The organism is Streptomyces sp. NBC_00377, from assembly GCF_036075115.1.
Lineage (GTDB): Bacteria > Actinomycetota > Actinomycetes > Streptomycetales > Streptomycetaceae > Streptomyces.
In genome coordinates this window covers 5,863,652-5,883,748 of sequence record NZ_CP107958.1, presented here as the reverse complement: position 1 = coordinate 5,883,748, position 20,097 = coordinate 5,863,652, and the positions used below count along the sequence as shown (strand labels likewise).

Genomic DNA, 20,097 nt, shown 5'->3' with positions numbered 1-20,097 from the left:
GCCTTTCCCGTTCCACCTGTTCCCCCGTCCTGTGAGCGCGGCCGGGTGCCTGCTCACCAGCCCGTATACTCGATAGTCCCGGAATCCACCAATCAGCTTGCCTGGAGCAGCATTGTGACGAACGCGCGTCGGCACCCTCGGAGCACCCCTGCGGATTCCGTGCTCACGGAAGTCGCGGAAGCCGTCCGGCTCCAGGAGGGCCCGCCCGGAGTCCGGTCCGTCCTGCGTGCCCTGCGCCGGCTGGCGCCCGCCTCCACGAAGGACCTCAGCCGCGCGACCGGCCTGCCCGTCCCGATCGTGGCCGCCCTGGGGAACGAACTGCGCCGGCGGGGGTTCGTCACGACGCAGCGCCCGTCCCGGCTGACCGAGGCGGGTCTCGAGCTCGTCGCCGAGCTCGGCATGGACCTCTCCCTGGACGCGACCTGCGGCACCTGCGACGGGCGCGAGCTCGTGATCCCCGACGTCCTGGACGAGGCCGTACGCCGGCTGCGCGCCCTCATGGAGTCGGGTCCCGCCGCCGACATGGCGATCGACCAGTCGCACTGTACGGCCGAGACCAAGGTCCGCCGGGTGCTCGCGCTGCTCGCGGCGGGCGCGCTGCCGGGCGGTTCGCTGCTGCTGATCGGTGATGACGACCTGGTGTCCCTCGCCGTCGCCGTGGTGGGTGACGTGCTCGGTGGTCCGATCGTCGAGCGGGTGACCGTCGTGGACATCTCCCCGGACATCCTCGACTACATCCAGAAGGTGTCGGCCGGTCTGGGCACGCGCGTGGAGACCGTCCGGCACGACCTGCGCCTCCCGCTGCCCGCCGAGCTGCACGAGCGGCACGACGTGGCCATGACCGACCCGCCTTACACCGCGGAAGGGGCCCGTCTCTTCCTCTCCCGTGCCGTGGAGGGCCTGCGGCCCGGCCCCGCGCACAGCGTCTTCTTCTCCTTCGGCGGCAAGAGCCCGGACGAGATGCTGGAGGTGCAGCGGGAGATCATGGGGCTCGGTCTGGTGACCAACGGGTACATCCGCAACTTCAACGAGTACGAGGGCAGCGGCATCCTCGGCGGTGTCGGCTTCTTCCAGCACCTGCTCACCACCACCTCGACGGCCCCCTCCCAGGAGGGCGAGTTCAGCGGCCCCCTCTACACCGGCGACAAGCGCACGCGGCAGCGCGAGTACACGTGCGTGGCGTGCGACGCCCGGCTCCGCGTGGGGCCCGGTGCGCGCTGGACCTCGGTCGCCGCTCTGCGGGCGGACGGCTGTCCGAGCTGCGGCAAGGGCCCGTTCCGCCCTGGCCGCCTGGTCCCGGCGGAGGATCCGGCACCCCCGGTCGCACAGCCGGCCACCCCACCCGAGCAGGCCCCGGAGCAGCAGGCCCCGGCCCCGGGTGGGCAAGTCCCGGCCCCGGGTGGGCAGGCTCCGCCCCCCGCCGGGAGCCGGGCCGCGGCCACGACCGCCGTCCTCGCCCCGGCCCCGGCGGCGGGCGCTCCCGCAGGACGCGCCCACGGCTGGCGTCCACCGACCGCCGACGACCTCGCCGCCCTCGCCGAACGCGCCCGGCCTTACGTCACCCGAGGGGCCGACGAGCGCGATCTCCCGGCCATCGGGCGCTTCGAGGCCGAGATCGCCCGTGTCTCCTTCGGTGAGGACGCCATCGACGATCCCGCGCGGTGGGCGTCCCGCCTCGGCCGTGCCATGGAGAAGTCGAAGGAGGGCATGATCGTCGCCGACGCTCCGGGCGGGGAACCCGTCGGCTGGTGCTGGGTGAGCATCAACCAGAACGCGATGACCGGCGACCGTTACGCCAACTTCCGCTCGCTGGCGGTGTCCCCGGTGGACAGCCGCAGCGACATCGCCGAACTCCTCCTCACCGCCGGCCTGGAGTTCTGCCTGGCCAACGGCATCACGGAGGTCGTGGGCCGGGTGCACGTGGGCAACGTCCCGATGCGCACGGTGTACCGCAAGTTCGGCTTCGATCCGACCAGCCTGTCGATGAAGCTGTTCCTCCCGGAAGGGGACAGCGCCCGATGAGCGGCACGGACGGCACGGACGGCTTCGAGCCCGACGGCGTCAAGTGCGTCGTCTGGGACCTCGACGGCACCCTGTGGGACGAGATCGCCGTCGAGTCGGCCACCGACGCCCTGCCCACGCCCCGCCCCTCGGCGCTCGCCGCGATCGACGCGCTGGCGGCCCGCGGAGTGCTCAGCAGCATCGCAAGCCGCAGCGCGCCGTCGGTGCTCGACCGGCTGGACGCCGTGCCCGAGGTCCGGGCGCGCTTCCTGGCCCCGCAGGTGTCCTGGCAGGACAAGAGCGAGTCGCTGCGCAGGATCGCCGAGGAACTCGGCATCGCGGTGGACGCCCTCCTCCTGGTCGACGACTCCCCTTACGAGCGCGCCGAGGTCGAGGCCCTGCTGCCGGGCGTGCGCACCCTCGCGCCCGAGGACGTGCCCGAGCTGCTGGCCGCTTTCGAGGGCCGGGAGGTCACCCCCGAGTCCCGCGAACGGGTGCACCGTTACCGCACGGAGGAGACCCGCCGGGCGGAGGGCGAACGCTTCCAGGGCTCGCGCGAGGAGTTTCTGCGCTGGTGCGACATGCGTCTCACGGTCGGTGCGGCCACCGCCGACGAGATCCCGCGCGCGCTGGAACTCGCCGCCCGCACCCACCGTCTGAACTCCTCCGGACTCACCCCCGACCGTCTGCGCGAGCTGGCCTCGTCGGACGGGTACGAGCTGTACACCGCGCGTATGACGGACCGTTTCGGCGCGTACGGCATCATCGGCGCCGCCCTCGTCGACCGCACGGAGGACACCGACGGCACCGACAGCACGGCGGCGCCCACCACGTGGTCCGTCCCCCTGCTCGCGCTCTCCTGCCGGGTGGCCGGCCGGGGCGCCGCGGCGGCCTTCCTGTTCCGGCTGATGGAACGGGCCCGCGAGGCCGGAGCCGAGGAGTTCCGGGTGACTCTGCGCCCGACGGAGGCCAACCTGGAGATGCGCGTCCTGCTCCGCCAGGCCGGACTGCGCCGTACGGACGACAGCGCCACCGCCACCCGGACCACCCCCGCCTCGGCTGCGGATCCGGCGGTCCTGGGCCGGGCGCTCCGGGGCGACCTGCCCGGGCCGCCCGCATGGCTGCACGTATCCGACCGAGAGGAAGCCGAAGCGTGACGGACACCCGAGAGCGGGCCACGGTGGAACGGGAGATCCGTTCGATGATCGCCGGGGCCGCCCGCCTGGACGAGGCCGTGGTCGCGGAACTCCCCGCCGCCACCGACCTGTTCGGCCCGGAGATCGGCCTCACCTCGCTGGCCGGTGTGACCCTGCTGGGCGCGATCGACAAGCGCTACGGCGTGGACGTGGCCACGCTGGACCTGAGCCTCGACAGCCTCCAGTCCATCGCCACCCTGACCGACTTCGTAGCGACGCACCTCCAGGCGCACTAGCCACCCGGCTGTACGTCCATGCTGTTCAAAAAGGGTGATCCGGTCCGGCGCACCGTGACCCGCCCGGGGCGGCCGCGTTGAACGGGAAGTGCGGTGGCGACCCCTGCCGCCGCGCGAACCGATTCCCTAAGGAGAACGTGATGTCTCGCATCGCGAAGGTGGCCGCTGTTGCCCTCGGCACCAGCGCCGTGGTGGTCAGCGGAGCCGGCCTGGCCATGGCGGACGCGGGTGCGCAGGGCGCGGCCGTGGGTTCGCCGGGTGTCCTGTCGGGCAACGTCGTCCAGGTGCCGGTACACATCCCGGTCAACGTCTGCGGCAACACCGTCAGCGTCATCGGCCTGCTGAACCCGGCCTTCGGCAACACCTGCGCCAACGTCAGCGACCACCACAAGGGTGGCGACAAGCACGGCGAGGACGGCGGCCACAGCGGGCACAGCGGGCACGGCGGCGGCTACGGCGGCTGAGCTGCGTCCGTACGTCCCGTACGTACACCCCTCGTACCTACGCGCGTCGTAAGTACACCCCGGTCGTACCTCGCGTACGGCCACCAGGAGAGCCCCGGCACCTCGAGCGCCGGGGCTCTCCCCTGTTTCACGACCGGCTCACCGCGACCGGCTCACGCGTACCGGTAGATCCCGGACGCGTCCTCCAGCTGGTCCGGGGTCACGTTCCACGGGGGCAGCTTCTCCTTCCGGGCGACGACCCGGCGGTACTGGCGGTCGCCCGGGCCCGGCGGTTCCGCCGGCAGGTAGCGGTGCTCGCGGTGCCGCCTCTGCCAGCGTGTCCACAGCAGGTCGACGAAGGCGTGGTGCAACCAGAAGACGGGGTCGTTCACGGAGGCGCCGCCGAGCATGACCCCGCCGACCCACCGGTGCACGCGGTTGTGGTTGCGCCAGGCGGCGCTGCCCGAGCCGGTTCCCCATCCCTCCAGCTTGTTGCGGAAGCCCCGGGTGGCCGTCGAGTCCCAGGGCGAGGAGTCGTAGACCGGGTCCTGGAGCGCCCACTCCACGTCGCTCGTGGTCGGCAGCCCGATCGGGGCGGCGGCGCGGCCCAGGTCCCGGGTGAGGAACTCCCCGTCGGTCATGTTCTCCCTGATGGTCCAGCCGCCGGTGGCGTAGGCGAACGGCCCGGTCGTCACCTGGTGGTCGGAGCGCCGTCCGTTGCCGCCGAGGAGGTCCGGGGTCCAGGGCGCGGCGGCCTTGGTGCGGTCACGCGTCCAGTCCCAGTACGGCACCGTCACCGAGGAGTCGACCCGTTGCAGGGCCCGCTCGAGGTCCAGCAGGAACCGGCGGTGCCAGGGCAGGAAGGAGGGCGCCATGTGGGCCGAGCGCCGGCCGCCTTCGCCGTCGGAGACGTAGTGGTCGATGTGCATGCGGACGAACTCGTCGTACTCGCCCCTCCGTTTGATCTCCAGCAGCGCATTCACGAAGCGCCGCCGTTCGGCGCCGGTGAGTGTGCTGACGTCCTTACGGGTGTAGGCCATGGTGTCCCCCCATGTACGTGTGCTGGTGTGTGGGTTCCGCCTCCCGCAGCCGCTCTCCCGGGCCGAGTTCGTCCACGGCGGCTCGGACCGCCTCCAGTGGGGTGGCGTACGAGCGGTAGTGGTCGACCATGCTCAGCCAGGTGCCGTCGGCGCGGCGCATGAGGTGCAGGGGCCGGCCGTCGACCGTGATGTACCACTGGGCGTCCGCCGCTGCCGGGTGTCCCGTCGAGGCGAGGACGCCGCGGATGTGGCGGCCCCGGTAGGTCTCGTCGAAGGAGGATTCGGCGGGGTCGGCGTCCGCCGGGCGGGTGGGCCGGGAGGCGGTGACGACGGGGACGACGGCGAGGGCCGCTGCGGCGCCGAGCAGCCCGCGCAGCAGGTCGCGTCGCCGTACCCCGCCCGTCGGTCCTCGTCTGTCCGCGGCCGCCTGCACTGCGGTCACGGGTACTCCGTCGACGCTGACGACCATGTTGTGCTCCTCGTCCGGTGCGCTGATGCGGTGCGGTTGTGGGTGGCGGGTTCCGCGACGGGGTCCGAAGGGCCTCCGTGACGACTTCCTCGGCAGGCTGCGTCGCGGCTTCCGTGGCGGGGTTGCCGTGGAGGTAAACGCCGGGCGGCCCTCCTGGTCACCGTCCGGCGGCCAAGCGGTTCGCCGGGGTGCGGATCCGGCACGGCGACGGGCCCGGACGACGGCGTCCGGGCCCGTGGTCGTGGCGGTACGCCCGCCGGCTAGAGACCCGTGCCCAGGCCGAGGTCCGCGCCGGGCACCGCCTGGAGCACCGGGGTGACCACGCCCGCCTGGGGCAGCTGGAGGTCCGGCATGCCGAAGCGGTCCGGGTCGGGCGCGGTGAGCGGGGCGTCCAGGGCGAGACCCGGGCCGATCGTGCGCAGGTCGGAGGCGGGGGCGTCGAGGCCGAGGTGGTTGAAGTCGTCCCCGAGGACCTCGGGCAGGGGGGCGCGCAGTCCGACCCCGGGGAGCCCGGCGGCGACGGGCAGCTGCGGAACGGTCCGCTCCGGGAGGAGCCGGCCCTCGACGAAGCGTGGTCCCTCGGGCGCGCCCGGCGTGGGCAGGGGGATCTCGCCGCCGATCGTGGGCAGTTCCACGTTGAGGGACTTCTCGACGCCGTCCAGCGGTACGGGGACGGGGACCGTGCCGATCGCGGCTGCGGGGGTCGCGGAGGCGGCCGCAGCGGCGGCGGCCGCCACGCACGTGATGACTGCGGCGAGGGTTCCTCGGGTGGTCGACTTCATCTCGGGTACGGGACCTTTCGCAGGAGTTCGAGGGGCGTTGCGTCCGTACCGGTTAACGAGCCGGAAATGGGCATCAGTTCACAATTCCCCCGGGTGCCGCAATAGTGCTACGCCCACCAGTGCGACAAGCCGATGATCAGCTCGTCCAGAAGTCCCACCATCGGGTCAGGATCAGCATGCCGATCACCCCGATGTGCAACAGCGGCGGCACCCAGGCGAATTCGGCGAGGAAGTCCCGCACTCCGGCCGGGGCCGGCAGGAACGCGTGACGCACGGCGAACGAGACGGTGTACCAGAACATGAGGATCGTGGCGATCCACGCCAGACAGCACCACAGGCACAGTGCGTTGATCCGGTACAGGGACTCGAATTGCAGCCAGGACACGAACCCGACGCCGAAGAGACAGCCGGCGGTGAAGGTCAGCCAGTACCAGCGCGGGAAGGCGGCGCCGGCCAGCAGGCTCACGCCGACGCAGACGACGATCCCGTAGGCCACCAGGCCGAGCATCGGGTTCGGGAACCCGAACGCCGAAGCCTGGTCGCTCGTCATGACGCTGCCGCAGGAGACGACGGGGTTCAGACTGCACCCGGGGGTGAAGCCGGGGTCCTCCAGCAGTTTGAACTTGTCGAGGGTGATGACCCAGGCGGCCAGCAGTCCGGCCGCACCCGTCAGGACGAGCAGCAGGGCGTACCCGCGGCCGGCGCCCGCGGGCGCCGGGTGCGGTCGGGGCATCAGCGCAGGCGGCGAGCGGGCAGGACGATGTGCGCCGCGGCCGTGAGGGTCTCGGCAGCGCCCGCGAACGCGGCCAGCGCCTCGGGCGTGACGGCCCGGCCCGGCGTGGCCTCCGGCCAGGCGCGGGTGGTGAGGACGAGGTAGGCGTAGCCGCGCTGCTCGGCGGCCGCGAGCCATTCCTTGGGCGGCACGCACTGGGCGTTGAGGCCGGGCATGTTCAGCACCGCCGCGCCGGACTCGACGAGCAGGGTGAACGGCAGGCTGGGCCGTTCGGTGCCGTCGACGACGTCCCCGCCGACGGGCATGCCGTTGTCGGCGAGCAGGCGCGCGACGGCGGCGGCCGTCCCCTCGGGGCCTTCCGCGGTGTCACCGAGGGAGTAGGCCAGGAGGTAGGGCATGTCGCTGCCGTCGGGGGCCTCGCCGCTCCATGGCATCACGACGAGGGTGCCCAGGTCGGTCACGCGGAAGGGGCGGGTTGCGCTTGGGGTTGAGGTCACCGCGCGACCATATCGGCGCGCCCGGAGGGGATCCGGTGTGTTCTCACTCGACCGGGGGACGCCGGTCCGTTGCTCCACACGAACGAGGGACACGCCGCTCGACCCGCGTCGAACAACACGCAGGGCCGGTCCCGTCGGTGACGGGACCGGCCCTGCGGACAAGCGCGCTCAGCCCTGGAGCGGCAGTCCACCGAGGAGCGGGTTGTGGGAGTTGAGGGCGCCCGTCGCACCCTTGACGGTGCTCAGCACGGAGTCCTTGTTCTCGGTGTCGAGGGCGTCCGACTGGTGCTGGATCGGCATCGCGTCCCGCAGGCTGATCGGCCCCCCGGTGAGGGTGTCCACGGCGCCGTTGAGGCTGGTGGGCGTGAGGTCGGCGGGGGTCGCGAACGCGGGCGCGGCGGCACCGGCGAGGACCATGGATCCGGCAACGACAGCGGCAGCCTTCAGGGACTTCATCGGGTTCCTTTCGTCGGCGACTCGGCGACCGGGCCACTCGGTGACTCGGCCGCTCGGCGTTTCGGCGACTCGAGTCGCCAGGGAGATTCTGGCGCCGTGCCTAACGAGCCCCGTCGGACGCGGAAACCGTGTACGCGAAAATTTCCGCACCCCGGCACAACAGCCGGGGTGCGGAAACCGGGGGTGACCGTCAGACGGTGGGCAGGGCCGGTGCCGCGGGGACCACGGGCGCCGCAGGAACGGCAGGCGCCGCAGGAACGGCAGGCACCGCAGGAACGGCAGGCGCCACGGGCGCGGCGGGCGCGGCGGCCGCCTCGGGCAGCGCGGCTGCCGGGGGCTCCACCGGCAGGTCGGGAAGGGTGGGGCCCGCCCCGGCCAGCGTCGCGGTGAGCAGGTCGAGCAGATCGCTCACCACTGCGGTCACCGCCGGGACGGCCGCGCCGACATCGAGCGAGGTGGCGGCCGCGAGGAGGTCGGCGACCGCCCTGTCCAGCGCGGCGAGGGCGTCGGACACCGGGTCGGCGGCCGCCTTCGCCTCGGCGCCGACGCCGCTCCCGCCGAGCGGGGCGGGCACGGCCACCGGGGCGGCCGGAAGGGCGGGCTCGGCCGGAAGCGCGACGGCCGGAGCGGCGGGCAGCGCGACCGACTCTGCCGCGGGGTCCGCCGACTGCGCCGGCGTCGCCACCGCGGCGCTCGCCGTCATCTTGGCGACGGCCGCCTTGACGGCGTCGCCGAGCCGGGTCGCCTCGGCGGCGGTGAGCCGGCCGCCGTCGGCCTTGAGGACCGTGTCGAGCAGGTCCATGACGGGGGTGAGGACGGTGTCGAACTCGCCGAGGCTCCGGGCCTGGGTGAGCAGCGCGGCCGCGCCGGCGACGGGCGCGTCCGACAACGCGGCGTTGCGCTCACGGGCGGCCGCTCCGTCGGATGCCATGGCGGCGGGGGCGGTGACGCCGAGGACGAGGGTGGCGCACAGTGCGGTGGAAGCGACACGTCGTACGGGCAGACCACGCATGGGAAATCCTTTCGATTGCGTCGGGTCTCATGCCCACCGTGCGAACAGGTGTCGCACTCCGCAACAGATCGACCGCGTGGCGTGACGAACGGTTGCCCGCCCGACCTGGATCACCCCTGGTCGAACCGCCTGCCCGGGCTCATCGGGCGGGCCTGCGCCGCATCCCCCGTCCGGGGCAACACGAACGGCCGCCCTCCTGGCGGGAGGGCGGCCGTTCGGCGAACGACGTGTCGTGACCTCTGGGGGAGGTGACGTCAGTCGTTGATGCAGGTGTTGCCGAACGCCGGGTTCAGCAGGCCGATCACGTTGATCGTGTTGCCGCAGACGTTGACCGGGATGTGCACGGGAACCTGGACGACGTTGCCGGACAGCACGCCCGGGGAGTGCTCGGCGACGCCGTTCGCGCCACTGTCGGCGGCGGCGAGGCCGGAGGCGCCGACGACGGCCGCGGCGGCAACGGAGGTCAGGGCCAGGCCCTTCGCGATACGCGACATGGGGAGGTACTCCTTGGGGTTTTGACACAAACACCCGGGCGGGGATGCCCCGGCGCTGAAGTCAACGCGCCGGGCGCGCGGGAGTTGTGCCGCCAAATGAGTGATGACGCGGGGGATTGCTTCACCATTCCGACACACATGACCCCCTTTCTGCGGATTAATCCGGACAGCAGCTAGAGTTGCGCCCCATCCGACGCACGCCTATAGCAAGCAAATCGCACGAAAGGGCACCGCCGGTCATGCGCAATTCCCTTGGTCCGCTGCTCCGCAGCGCGACCGTCGGCGTTCTCACCCTCACCGCCCTCTGGGCACCCGGCGGCGCCCGGGCGGCCGACGAGCAGCCCGCCGCCGAAGCGCAGCGCCTCGCCTTCACCCAGCGCTTCCACGCGACACAGCACGGCGGGATCGTCCGCGCGGCCAACGCGGCCATCAGCTGCCGCACCACGTCCACGCCCGCGACCGCGACCGCGACCACGGCGAACGCGGCGCCTGACTGCCCCTCCGTCCGCCGGGGCGGACCCGGTGTCAACAACGCCTTCGACATGTTCTACGTCGACGTGGACGACGACCCGAACACCTACAACTCCTCCCGGGCCGAAGTCCGCCTCCCGCAGGGCGCACAGGTGTCGTACGCACGCCTGTACTGGGGCGGCAACCTGCGGGTCGGTGAGCAGAAACCGCCGAAGGACAACGGCCGGGTGCTGATCGCCGAGCCGGGCGGGGAGTACAAGGCGGTGCTCGCGGACACGGTCGTCGGCCACCGGGTGGCCGAGGGCGCCGACGCCTTCCAGGCCTCCGCGGACGTCACGAAACTGGTGCGCGAGAGCGGTGCGGGCCTGTACACGGTGGCGCAGATCAACGTGGCCATGGGCAGATCCGGGGCCGGGGCGTGGGGCGGCTGGACGCTGGTCGTGGCGTACGAGAACGGGGCCGAGCCGCTGCGGGATCTCTCCGTCTGGGACGGCTTCGACACCCTGGGCTCCCGCACGGCGAAGGAGATCCGGCTGCGCGGACTCGCCGTCCCCAAGGGCGCGGGGGGCCGGGTCGGGCTCGTCGCGTACGACGGCGACCGCGGCCGAACGGGTGATTCGCTCATGTTCTCCACCGGCGGCCGGACGGCGGCCGTACTCACCGACGCGGTCAATCCATCTGACGATGTGTTGAACTCAACGATCAGCGAGCCGGGGGAGGCTCCGGCGGCGCGTGTACCGGCGTACGTCAACACCCTCGGCTACGACTCCGATGTGTTCGATATGCGGGCCGGTTTGCGGTACGGCGGTGACCAGCTGGCCGTTCGGCTCGTTTCCCAGCAGGACGCGGCGTGGGCCGGGGCGCTCTTCGTCGCCGTCGACACACGGAAGAAGCAGTAAGCGCGTTCCGCCCGTCCCGAGCGCCACCGTGAGCGAGGAAAACGCGCCATGCACCAGCCAGAACCCGACGGCAGACTCCGGGTCCTGCATCTCACCCAGCCCGTGGACGGCGGGGTCCCCCGGGTCGTGACCGATCTGGCGCGGGCCCAGCTCGCGGCCGGCCTGCACGTCACCGTGGCCTGTCCGGCCGGCCGGCTCGCCGACGACCTGCGGTCCCTGGGCGCGGACGTACGGCACTGGGCGGCGACGCGGTCGCCGGGGCCCTCGCTCCCCGCGGAGGTGCGGCGGCTCGTACGCCTGCTCGGCGAGGTACGCCCCGATCTGGTGCACGCGCACAGCGCCAAGGCCGGACTGGCCGGGCGGCTCGCGGTGCGCGGGCGGATCCCGACCGTGTTCCAGCCGCACGCCTGGTCCTTCGAGGCGGTCGGCGGGACCACCGCGGCGCTGGCGCTCAGGTGGGAGCGGTTCGGGGCCCGCTGGGCGGACCGGCTGGTGTGTGTGAGCGAGGCGGAGCGCACGACCGGTGTGCGCGCCCGGATCGCCGGGCGGTGGAGCGTCGTCCCCAACGGCATCGACACCGAACGCTTCCACCCGGCTCCCGTCGGCACCGTTCGAGCCTCCCTGCTGCCCGGGCTGGACCCGGCCGCCCCGCTGGTGGTGTGCGTGGCGCGGCTGTGCCGGCAGAAGGGGCAGGACGTTCTGCTGGCCGCGTGGGCGGACATCGCGGCGAAGGTGCCCGGCGCCCGGCTGGTCCTGGTCGGTGACGGTCCCGACAGGGAGCGGCTGCGGCCCCGGGCGCCGGAGTCGGTGCTGTTCGCCGGCGCCGTCGACGACGCCGTGCCCTGGTACCAGGCCGCCGACCTGGTGGTGCTGCCCTCACGCTGGGAGGGCATGGCGCTGTCCCCGCTGGAGGCGCTGGCCTGCGGGCGGCCCGTGGTGGTGACCGACGTGGACGGTGCCCGGGAGAGCCTGCCGACCGCGCTCGCGCCCCTCTGTCTGGTGCCCGCCGAGGACCCGGCGGCGCTGGCCGGCGCCGTCACCGGACTGCTGCGCGACCCGCTGCTGCGCGAGTCGCTCGGCCATCAGGGACGTCGGCACGTCCTGTCCACGCACGACGTGCGACGCACGGCCGAGGCGGTCGCGGGCGTGTACCGCGAGCTGCTCACGACGACACGAAGGGCGCGCGTCGCGCCCACGGAACGCAGGGAGTCCATCCACTCGTGACTGCGGAAAGCACCGTCCCCTCTCCCGGCGCGCAGCCCGGATACTCGTCCGTCTCGGTCATTCCGCGGCGCGCGAGCGCAGCGGGATTCCGGTTCCCCGCCGGGCGGCCCCCGGCGCGGCCCGCGTCACCGCTCCCGCTGCTGTTCGCCGACGTCCTGGCCGCGTTCGTGGGCGCGCTGGCCCTGTCCGGGGCGCAGCGCCGACCGCTGCTGGTGGCCCTGCTGGTGGCGGCGACGATACTGCTGCGCCCGCAGCGCACCCGTCCGGTGGCGGGGGTGCTGGACGAACTGCCCGCCGTCTGGAGCCGGATCGCGGTGGCCTGGCTGGCGCTGGGCACGCTCGTCGCGGCGTGGAACCCGGCCCACGCGCTGTCCGTCCGCGCGCTGGTCCTCGGGTTCGCGGTGCAGGCCGCGGCCGGCTGCGCGGGTCGCGCGGTGGTGTACCTGCGGCGGCGCCGGGCGCTGCTGCGCCGCCCGCACGCCGCGCTCGTCGTCGGCCCGGCCGCGACCGCGCAGCGGGTGGCCGCCGCCGTGCTGCGCCACCCCCGGTGCGGGATCGGGCCGGTGGGCATCGTGGCCGAGCGGCCCGACGGCGGCGACGGCGGCGGCGGGCTGCCCGTGCTGACCACGGGTCAGGAGGTGCAGCGGGCCCTCATCCAGAACGGCGTCCGGGACGTGCTGTGCGTCCACCCCGCCGTGCGCACCGTGCAGGGTCCGCTGCTGCGGGCGCTCGCCGAGTCGGGCTGCACGGTGTGGGAGGTCGACGCCGACACCCCCTCGTACGCGAGCCGCGACCAGCTCGCCGGGTTCTCCTGCCGCCGCCTCGACCTGGGCGCCCGGCGCCGGGGCAGCCTCGGCAAGCGGCTGCTGGACATCGCCGTCTCCGGGACCCTGCTCCTGCTGCTGAGCCCGCTGCTGCTGGTGTGCGCGGTGGTGCTGCGGCTGACCGACGGGCCGGGGGTCGTCTTCCGGCAGGAGCGCATCGGCAAGGACGGCCGGTCGTTCACGCTGCTGAAGTTCCGCACCCACCGCCCGGTCGACGAGCACGAGGCGGCGACCCGCTGGAGCGTGGCCGGTGAGCGGGAGATGAGCCGCTTCTGCCGCTTCCTGCGCCAGACCTCGCTGGACGAGCTGCTCCAGCTGTGGAACGTGCTGTGCGGCGACATGAGCCTGGTCGGTCCGCGTCCCGAACGCCCCTACTTCGTCGGCGAGTTCAGCCAGACCTACCCCGGTTACGCGGCCCGCCACCGGATGCAGACCGGCATCACCGGCCTCGCCCAGGTCCAGGGCCTGCGCGGCGACACCTCGATCGAGGACCGGGCCCGCTTCGACAACGCGTACATCGACAACTGGTCGCTGTGGCAGGACGTCTGCATCCTGCTGCGCACCGCGGCCGCACTCGTGCGACCGACCGGGAGCTGAACCGCCGATGACCCTCGCCCTGCCCCTGCCGCGCGTCCGGACGCTGTCACCGGTCCTGCCGGTGGTCGCCGTGGTCGCCCTGCTCGGCCTTCCGCTCGCCCCCGGCGGTGAGGGCGGCGCGGGACCGGCCGACGCGCTGTCCGCCCTGGTCGTGCTGTTCTGCGCGGTGCGGCTGCTGCGGCAGCGGCGCCGCCCGCTGTCCCGGACGGCCGCCGTGGTCCTCGGGCTGCCGGTCGTCGGGCTGGCGCTCGCCGCGACGGGGGCGTCCTCGCCCGGGGCGGGGCTGGCCGGCCTGGGCCGCTATCTCCAGGTCTTCGTGCTGGTCCCGGCCGCCGTCGTCCTCCTCGTCCGGGACCGGACCGACTTCCGGTTGCTGGCCTGGTCGTTCGTCGGGCTCGCGGGGTGGCAGGGGGCGGTCGGGGTCCACCAGTTCGTCACCGGGACCGGCGCCTCCTACCAGGGCGAGGACATCCGGGCGGTCGGCACCTTCGGGCCGCAGGACGTGATGGGCATGGCGACCGTCGTGGCGTTCGGCCTGGTCTGCGCGGTCGGGCTGGCGCTCGGCCGGACTCCCGTACGGCAGCGGACGATCGCGGCCTGCTCGGCACTCGCCCTGCTGGTGCCGCTCGCGCTCTCCTTCAGCCGGGGCGCGTGGATCGCGACCGCACTGACCTGCATGGTCCAGCTGGCCCTCGCCGGACCGCTGCGGGCGTTGAAGGTGGGCGCCGTGGCTGCCGCGGCCGGGGTGATCCTGGTGGGCGGCTTCGGGGTCGGGTCGGCGATGCTCCAGGAGCGCGTCAACAGCATCACGCAGGTCGCGGACGCGCCGGACCAGTCGGTCACCGACCGGTACACGCTGTGGGCGTCCGCGGTCGGCATCTGGCGCGAACAGCCACTGACCGGGGTGGGGTTGAAGGGCTTTCCCGAGCACCGCGACGCCCACGCCTCCCTCGCGCTGTCCGCCGGCAGCGACACCGACGGCGCGGGCTCCGGGTTCGTCAGGCAGCCGCTGCTCTCCCCGCACAACATGTACCTGCTGGTGCTCAGCGAGCAGGGCCTGATCGGGCTGCTCGCCCTCGCGGGCGGCTGGCTGGCGATGCTGGCGTGCGGACTGCGCGGGTGGTTCCGGGTCCGGCGCCACGGCCCGGGCCTCGACTGCGCCCTCGTGGCCTGCGGTCTGCTGGTCTGGCAGCTCGTGGACTTCACGTACGCCGACATCGGCGGTCCTTCGACCGTGCTGACCGCCGTCGTCCTCGGGGTCGTGGCCTGGTGGGCGCTGGTCGGCGCCGGTGGCCGCGAGGAGGCGCTCGCCCGATGACGGTGACGCCTCCTCGGACGCCCCGCACGGACGGTCCCGCCTCCGTACCGCCGTCGCGGTCCGGGGAGCCGGCCGAGGAGGCTGCCGAAGCCGGTCCCGCAGCGTGTGCACGGGTCCGCGCCGAGACGACTCACCTCCCGGCCGCCGGGTCGGAGGGCGGCGAACTTCCCCCGGCCTCACGGCGATTCCTCGCCAAGGCGACCCTCGTCACCGTCGTCCTCTCCGTCGCCGGGTCCCTGCTCGGGCTGGTGCGGGACCAGGCGCTGGCCCGGCTGTTCGGGGCGGGCAGTGACACCGACGCCTTCCTGGTGGCGTGGACGGTGCCCGAGTTCGCGGCCACGCTGCTCATCGAGGACGGGCTGGCGTTCGCCCTGATCCCGGCGTTCAGCATGGCGTTGGCCCGGCGCTCCCGGGGCGCTGCCGGCGACCCGGTCCGCGCGCTGGTCGCCGGCACACTGCCGCGGCTGTCGCTGGCGTTCGTCGCCGTCGGCGCCCTCCTCATCGGCCTGGCGCCGCAGCTGGTCGAGGTGCTCGCGCCCGGCCTGCCCGACCCCGCGCTCGCCGTCGACTGCACCCGGCTGACCGCCACCTGCGTGGTGAGCTTCGGGCTCGCCGGGTACTTCAGCGCCGCGCTGCGCGCCCACCGGCGGTACGGGGCGCCCGCGGCGATCTACGTGGCCTACAACGTCGGCATCATCACCGGGATGTTCGTGCTCGGGGGGCAGTGGGGGGTACGGTCGGCGGCGGTCGGGGTCGCGGTCGGCGGTCTACTGATGGCCCTCGTGCAACTCCCTTCACTGCTGAGGCAGTTGAGGAAGCGCAAGGCGGCCGAGGAGCCCTCCGTGCAGGAGGAACCCCGCCCTCTCGACACCCTTCTCCTCGCGACCGTTCTGCTGTTCGCCCTGTGCCGGCAGTCCCAGGTCCTCGTCGAGCGCTTCCTCGCCTCGCAGCTGCCGGCCGGGGCCATCTCGCACCTGAACTACGCGCAGAAGGTCGCGCAGATGCCGATGATCCTGTCGGTGATGGTGTGCACGGTCACCTTCCCGGTGGTCGCGCGGGCACTGGCCGAGGGAGACCACGAGCGGGCCCGCTCCCGGGTGGAGCGGGATCTCGCACTGGCGGCGTGCATCGTGCTGCTGGGCACGGCCGCCGTGGTCGCCTGCTCCCCGCAGATCATCGAACTGCTCTTCCAGCGGGGCGCGTTCACCGCGCGGGACACGGCGGCGACGGCGGGCGTGATGCGCGTGTACGCGCTCGGGCTGCTCGGCCAGACCCTGGTGGGCGTGCTGGTCCGCTCCTACTTCTCGGCGGGCCGCGGCTCCTGGTACCCGGTCGGCGCGATGGCCGCCGGAATCGTCGTGACCTCGTGGATCGGCGCGCTGAGCGTCGGCCCCTGGGGGGTGTACGGCATCGCCGCCGCCAACGCGGCCGGCATCACCGTCACCGCGCTCGTCCTGCTGGCCGGAATGGGTCCGCGCAGCGTCCCGGTCCGTGTCCGGGGCGTGCTGCGCGAACTGAGCCGGCCGGTGCGGGCCGCCCTGCTGGCCACCCTGGCGGGGTATTTCGTCGCCGGCCGCTTCACCGACCCCCTGTCCGGGCTGGCCGCCGGGGGGTTCACCGTGACCGCCGTCTTCCTGCTGGCCGGCCGGGCCCTGGGCTCCCAGGGCATCGCCTCGGCACTCCGTTCCGTACGTTCCGCGACCCGAAGGCTCTCCCATGGCCGCTCCTGACAACAGCGACAACAACAGACGCCCGTCCGTCCCATGGGTGGCGATGTACCACTCCGTGGGGGACCGCTCCGAGGATCCCTACCGCATCACGGTCACCCCCGAGCGGCTGGAGAAGCAGCTGACGTGGCTGCGCCGGCGCGGGCTGCGCGGCGTCTCCGTGGCCGAACTGCTCGCCGCCCGCGCCCGGGGCGAGGGCCGTGACCTGGTCGGACTCACCTTCGACGACGGTTACGCCGACTTCCTCACCGGGGCGCTGCCCGTCCTGCGCCGACAGGGGTGCACGGCCACCCTCTTCGTGCTGCCGGGCCGGCTCGGCGGTGACAACGCCTGGGACCCGCTGGGCCCGCGCAAGCCGCTGCTGACCGCCGAGGGCATCCGCCGCGCCGCCGACGAGGGCGTCGAGATCGGCTCGCACGGCCTCACCCACGTCGACCTGACCAAGGCCGACGACCTCACCCTCAAGTCGGAGACAGCCGAGAGCCGCGCGGCCCTCGCCGCGCTGCTCGGCACCGAGGCCGACGGCTTCTGCTACCCGTACGGGGCGATCGACCGGCGCGCCATGGACGCCGTGCGCGACGCCGGTTACTCCTATGCCTGTGCGATCGACCCCGGTCCGCTGAACGGCCTGCACGCCCTCCCCCGGCTGCACATCGGGCAGGACGACAACACCGTCCGCATGCATCTGAAGTACCGGCTGCACCGGTTGCGCCGGCGTCCCGTCGAGGGGCTGCGGTGAAGGCGCTGCACATCATCACGGGGCTCGGGGTCGGCGGCGCCGAGCAGCAACTTCGGCTGCTGCTGCGGCACCTGCCGATCGAGTGCGAGGTGGTGACGCTGACGAACCCGGGGGCGGTCGCCGCGGGGCTGGCCGAGGACGGGGTGCGGGTCGTCCACCTCGGCATGGCGGGCAACCGCGACCTGACCGCGCTGCCGCGCCTGGTCCGCGTCATCCGCTCCGGCGGCTACGACCTGGTCCACACCCACCTCTACCGGGCCTGCGTCTACGGCCGGCTGGCCGCGCGCCTCGCCGGCGTCCGCGCGGTCGTCGCCACCGAACACTCGCTGGGCGAATCACAGTTGGAGGGGCGCGAACTGACCTCCGGGGTCCGTGCGCTGTACCTCGCCAGCGAGCGGCTGGGCCGCACCACGGTCGCGGTCTCCCCCACGGTCGCCGACCGGCTGCGCGGCTGGGGCGTCCCGGCCCCCCGCATCGAGGTCGTCCCCAACGGCGTCGACCTGACCCGGTTCCGCTTCGACCCGGACGCCCGCCTGCGCACCCGACGGCGTCTCGGCCTGCCCGACCACGCACATGTCCTCGGCGGCATCGGACGCCTCACCGCGGGCAAGCGCTTCGACGTCCTCATCCACGCCCTCGCCCGGCTCCCGGCCGACCACTGGCTGCTGCTGGCCGGCGGCGGCCCCGAGGAGAACGTGCTGCGCCGCACCGCCCACGAGGCGGGGGTCGCCGACCGTGTCCTGTTCACCGGCGAACGCCCCTACGTGCCCGACGGCACCCCCGGCCCCGACCTGCCCTCGCTCACCTGCGCCATGGACGTGTTCGTCTCCCCGTCCCCCGAGGAGACCTTCGGCCTGGCGATCGTCGAGGCGCTGGCCTGCGGCCTGCCCGTGCTCTACGCGTCCTGCCCGGCGATCGAGATGTTGCCCGCCCGGGCGCCGGGCGCCCGCCGGGTGAGCGGCGGCACCGAGGACTTCGTGCGCGCGCTGACCGAGGCGCGCGCGCAGGCGCCCGGCCCGCGCACCGCCGCCGAAGCGGCCCGCCACTACGACATCACCCGCAGCGCCGCCCGGCTCATGGACGTGTACGCGGCCACCGTGTCCGGACCGACCCTGCCCTCCCCCGCTCACCCGACACCCCAGGGAGCCAGTTCCCCATGACCGAGAACCCCCGTCGTCCTGCCGCCCTGCGCCGCGCCAAGGCGCTCCCGCCCTGGTCCCTGCTCATGGCCGGCGCCGTCGCCGGCGGTCTGCTCGGCGGCGCGTACGGCGCTCTCAAACCGCCCGCGTACACGGCCACGGCCTACGTCGTCGCCGTCCCCACCGCGAAGTCCGACCCGGCGTCCGCCCTCGGCTTCGCACAGGCCTACGGCCGGGTCGCCACGCAGGTGGCGGTGCTCGGGGACGCGCAGGTCTGGGCCGGTGTGCCGGTGAGGACGCTCCAGTCGAGCGTGCAGACGGCGACCTCGCCGGACGCCCCGATGGTCTCGATCACGGCGACGTCCTCGCGCGCCGATCTGGCCGCCGACATGGCCAACGCGGTCTCCCGCTCGCTGACCCAGCATGCCAGGAACTCCCGGGCCGCCACCAACGTGGAGCTCGAGCAGTTCGCCCGCGCGGTCCGGCCGACCAGCCCCTCCTCGGCGTCCCCGGCGGTGACGGGCCTGGTGGGGGCGAGCGCGGGCGGGCTGCTCGGCGCTCTGGTGCTGCTGGTGCGTCCGAAGCGGGACCCGGAGGAGGCCGTGCGCCCGGCGGCCGTCCCCGGCCCGGCCCTCGCCGCAGAAGCCCACGGAACGCTGTGAAGCCGGCCTTCACCACCGAACTCGTCACCGACGAGCAGGTCTTCGGCGCCCTGGCGCCCGCCTGGGGCCGGCTGTACCAGCGGTGCGCGACGGCCACCCCGTTCCAGAGCCACGCCTGGCTGCACTCGTGGTGGCTGTCGTACGGCAGGCGCGGCCGGCTGCGGGTGCTGCTGGTCCGCGACGGCGCCGACCTGGTCGCCGCCGCCCCGCTGATGGCCGTACGCCGACCGGTGCCGGCGCTGGTGCCGCTCGGCGGCGCGATCTCGGACTACGGGGACGTCCTCGTCGACGACGAACGCGGTGAGCGAGCCGTCACCGCGCTCACCGAGGGTCTCGCGGCGGCCGCCCGCACCGCGCTGATCGACTTCCGCGAGGTGCGACCGGGCGGCGCGGTGGAGCAGGTCTACGAGCGCTGGCAGGGCCCCCGGCGGCGGGTGAGCGACTCCGTGTGCCTGGAGCTGCCCGCCGTGCCCATGGAGGAGCTGGTGGCCCGGCTGCCGTCGGCGAAGGCCCAGCGGGTGCGCGCCAAGCTGCGCAAGCTGACCGCGCTCGGCGTGCAGCGTCAGGTCGTGTGCCCGGACGAGGTGGACCCGGCGCTGCGGCGACTGCTGGAACTGCACCGGTTGCAGTGGCAGGGGCGGAAGGTGACGGGCGAACACCTGCGGGAGCGGTTCTGCGAGCACCTGGTGCGGTCGGTCGGGCCGATGGTGCGCTCCGGGGACGCGGTGGTCACCGAGTTCCGGCTCGACGACGACGTGGTGGCCGTCGATCTGACGCTGCTGTCGCGGCGCCTGGCCGGGGGCTATCTCTACGGCGCCCATCCCCGGCTGCGCGAGCGCAAGGCGGACGTGGCGGTGATGCTGCTCGACGCCTGCGCCGAGCACTCCCGGGACGGAGGGCGCGCGGCGCTGAGTCTGCTGCGCGGCAACGAGCCGTACAAGCACCACTGGCGGCCCGAACCGGTCGTCAACCAGCGGCTGCTGCTGGCCCGTCGGCGCACCGCGCCCCTGCTGTCGGCGGTCGTGTGCGACGTGGCCGCACGACGGCGGGGCAAGGAGCTGCTGCTCCGGCTGGAGCAGCGGAGGGAGCGTGACGGTGGCGGCAGGTCCTGACGCGGGACCGCCGCCAGCGTGCCGCG

The 20,097-nt window shown here is 73.7% G+C and carries 21 protein-coding genes; 13 read left to right on the top strand and 8 right to left on the bottom strand.

The genetic code is table 11. The annotated features are described in order from the left end of the window. The first annotated feature begins 159 nt into the window (after positions 1-159). The 4 genes from OHS71_RS26270 to OHS71_RS26255 all read left to right on the top strand — a co-directional run bounded on the left by OHS71_RS26270 (position 160) and on the right by OHS71_RS26255 (position 3,897). Positions 160-2,022: a GNAT family N-acetyltransferase gene (locus tag OHS71_RS26270; protein WP_328481791.1), complete on the top strand. Its 1,863-nt coding sequence runs from the start codon at positions 160-162 to the stop codon at positions 2,020-2,022. After that, on the top strand, positions 2,019-3,158 hold the full coding sequence (locus OHS71_RS26265; RefSeq protein WP_328481790.1) for an HAD-IIIC family phosphatase: 1,140 nt from the start codon (positions 2,019-2,021) through the stop codon (positions 3,156-3,158). Before OHS71_RS26270 ends, OHS71_RS26265 begins: the two co-directional genes overlap by 4 nt. Next, positions 3,155-3,433: an acyl carrier protein gene (locus OHS71_RS26260; protein WP_328481789.1), complete on the top strand. Its 279-nt coding sequence runs from the start codon at positions 3,155-3,157 to the stop codon at positions 3,431-3,433. Before OHS71_RS26265 ends, OHS71_RS26260 begins: the two co-directional genes overlap by 4 nt. Positions 3,434-3,573: 140 nt before the next feature. Further along, the gene (locus OHS71_RS26255; protein WP_328481788.1) at positions 3,574-3,897 is read left to right on the top strand and encodes a chaplin; all 324 of its coding nucleotides are present in this window, start codon (positions 3,574-3,576) and stop codon (positions 3,895-3,897) included. 152 nt (positions 3,898-4,049) lie between these two features. On the opposite strand, the gene OHS71_RS26250 is transcribed toward OHS71_RS26255, so the two are convergent. The 8 genes from OHS71_RS26250 to chpG form a co-directional block, all read right to left on the bottom strand. After that, entirely contained in the window at positions 4,050-4,916 is an 867-nt protein-coding gene (locus OHS71_RS26250) for a tyrosinase family protein (protein WP_328481787.1), read from the bottom strand. Next, positions 4,900-5,385: a tyrosinase family oxidase copper chaperone gene (locus tag OHS71_RS26245; RefSeq protein ID WP_443047053.1), complete on the bottom strand. Its 486-nt coding sequence runs from the start codon at positions 5,383-5,385 to the stop codon at positions 4,900-4,902. Before OHS71_RS26245 ends, OHS71_RS26250 begins: the two co-directional genes overlap by 17 nt. A 260-nt stretch (positions 5,386-5,645) precedes the next feature. Next, a complete protein-coding gene (locus tag OHS71_RS26240; RefSeq protein ID WP_328481785.1) occupies positions 5,646-6,167 on the bottom strand; it encodes a hypothetical protein in 522 nt (173 codons plus the stop codon). Positions 6,168-6,303: 136 nt separating this feature from the next. Then, positions 6,304-6,900 carry a vitamin K epoxide reductase family protein gene (locus tag OHS71_RS26235; protein WP_328481784.1) on the bottom strand — a complete coding sequence of 199 codons (597 nt, stop codon included), beginning with the start codon at positions 6,898-6,900 and terminating at the stop codon, positions 6,304-6,306. Beyond that, positions 6,900-7,397: a DUF5949 family protein gene (locus OHS71_RS26230; protein WP_328481783.1), complete on the bottom strand. Its 498-nt coding sequence runs from the start codon at positions 7,395-7,397 to the stop codon at positions 6,900-6,902. Before OHS71_RS26230 ends, OHS71_RS26235 begins: the two co-directional genes overlap by 1 nt. Before the next feature lie 168 nt (positions 7,398-7,565). Further along, positions 7,566-7,853 carry a hypothetical protein gene (locus tag OHS71_RS26225; protein WP_328481782.1) on the bottom strand — a complete coding sequence of 96 codons (288 nt, stop codon included), beginning with the start codon at positions 7,851-7,853 and terminating at the stop codon, positions 7,566-7,568. A gap of 190 nt (positions 7,854-8,043) precedes the next feature. Beyond that, positions 8,044-8,865: a hypothetical protein gene (locus OHS71_RS26220; protein ID WP_328481781.1), complete on the bottom strand. Its 822-nt coding sequence runs from the start codon at positions 8,863-8,865 to the stop codon at positions 8,044-8,046. A 254-nt stretch (positions 8,866-9,119) separates the two neighbouring features. Continuing rightward, entirely contained in the window at positions 9,120-9,359 is a 240-nt protein-coding gene (gene chpG, locus OHS71_RS26215; protein WP_328481780.1) for a chaplin ChpG, read from the bottom strand. A 239-nt stretch (positions 9,360-9,598) separates the two neighbouring features. Here chpG and OHS71_RS26210 point away from each other — a divergent pair, with 239 nt between their 5' ends. Genes OHS71_RS26210 through OHS71_RS26170 form a run of 9 tightly spaced genes read left to right on the top strand, consistent with a single transcriptional unit; the run spans position 9,599 to position 20,071 of the window. Then, a complete protein-coding gene (locus OHS71_RS26210) occupies positions 9,599-10,729 on the top strand; it encodes a DUF3344 domain-containing protein (protein ID WP_328481779.1) in 1,131 nt (376 codons plus the stop codon). A gap of 48 nt (positions 10,730-10,777) precedes the next feature. Continuing rightward, on the top strand, positions 10,778-11,953 hold the full coding sequence (locus OHS71_RS26205; protein ID WP_328481778.1) for a glycosyltransferase: 1,176 nt from the start codon (positions 10,778-10,780) through the stop codon (positions 11,951-11,953). Next, positions 11,950-13,374, top strand: coding sequence for an exopolysaccharide biosynthesis polyprenyl glycosylphosphotransferase (locus OHS71_RS26200; RefSeq protein ID WP_328481777.1), 1,425 nt, complete (start codon positions 11,950-11,952; stop codon positions 13,372-13,374). The genes OHS71_RS26205 and OHS71_RS26200 overlap by 4 nt, the downstream gene beginning before the upstream one ends. A 7-nt stretch (positions 13,375-13,381) precedes the next feature. Then, positions 13,382-14,692, top strand: coding sequence for an O-antigen ligase family protein (locus tag OHS71_RS26195; RefSeq protein ID WP_328481776.1), 1,311 nt, complete (start codon positions 13,382-13,384; stop codon positions 14,690-14,692). Then, a complete protein-coding gene (gene murJ / locus OHS71_RS26190) occupies positions 14,689-16,422 on the top strand; it encodes a murein biosynthesis integral membrane protein MurJ (protein ID WP_328481775.1) in 1,734 nt (577 codons plus the stop codon). Before OHS71_RS26195 ends, murJ begins: the two co-directional genes overlap by 4 nt. Further along, entirely contained in the window at positions 16,409-17,158 is a 750-nt protein-coding gene (locus tag OHS71_RS26185; protein ID WP_328481774.1) for a polysaccharide deacetylase family protein, read from the top strand. Before murJ ends, OHS71_RS26185 begins: the two co-directional genes overlap by 14 nt. Beyond that, the gene (locus OHS71_RS26180; RefSeq protein ID WP_328481773.1) at positions 17,155-18,318 is read left to right on the top strand and encodes a glycosyltransferase; all 1,164 of its coding nucleotides are present in this window, start codon (positions 17,155-17,157) and stop codon (positions 18,316-18,318) included. The genes OHS71_RS26185 and OHS71_RS26180 overlap by 4 nt, the downstream gene beginning before the upstream one ends. Next, positions 18,315-18,959: a lipopolysaccharide biosynthesis protein gene (locus OHS71_RS26175; RefSeq protein ID WP_328481772.1), complete on the top strand. Its 645-nt coding sequence runs from the start codon at positions 18,315-18,317 to the stop codon at positions 18,957-18,959. The genes OHS71_RS26180 and OHS71_RS26175 overlap by 4 nt, the downstream gene beginning before the upstream one ends. Next, a complete protein-coding gene (locus tag OHS71_RS26170) occupies positions 18,956-20,071 on the top strand; it encodes a GNAT family N-acetyltransferase (protein WP_328481771.1) in 1,116 nt (371 codons plus the stop codon). Before OHS71_RS26175 ends, OHS71_RS26170 begins: the two co-directional genes overlap by 4 nt. The last annotated feature ends 26 nt before the right edge of the window (positions 20,072-20,097 follow it).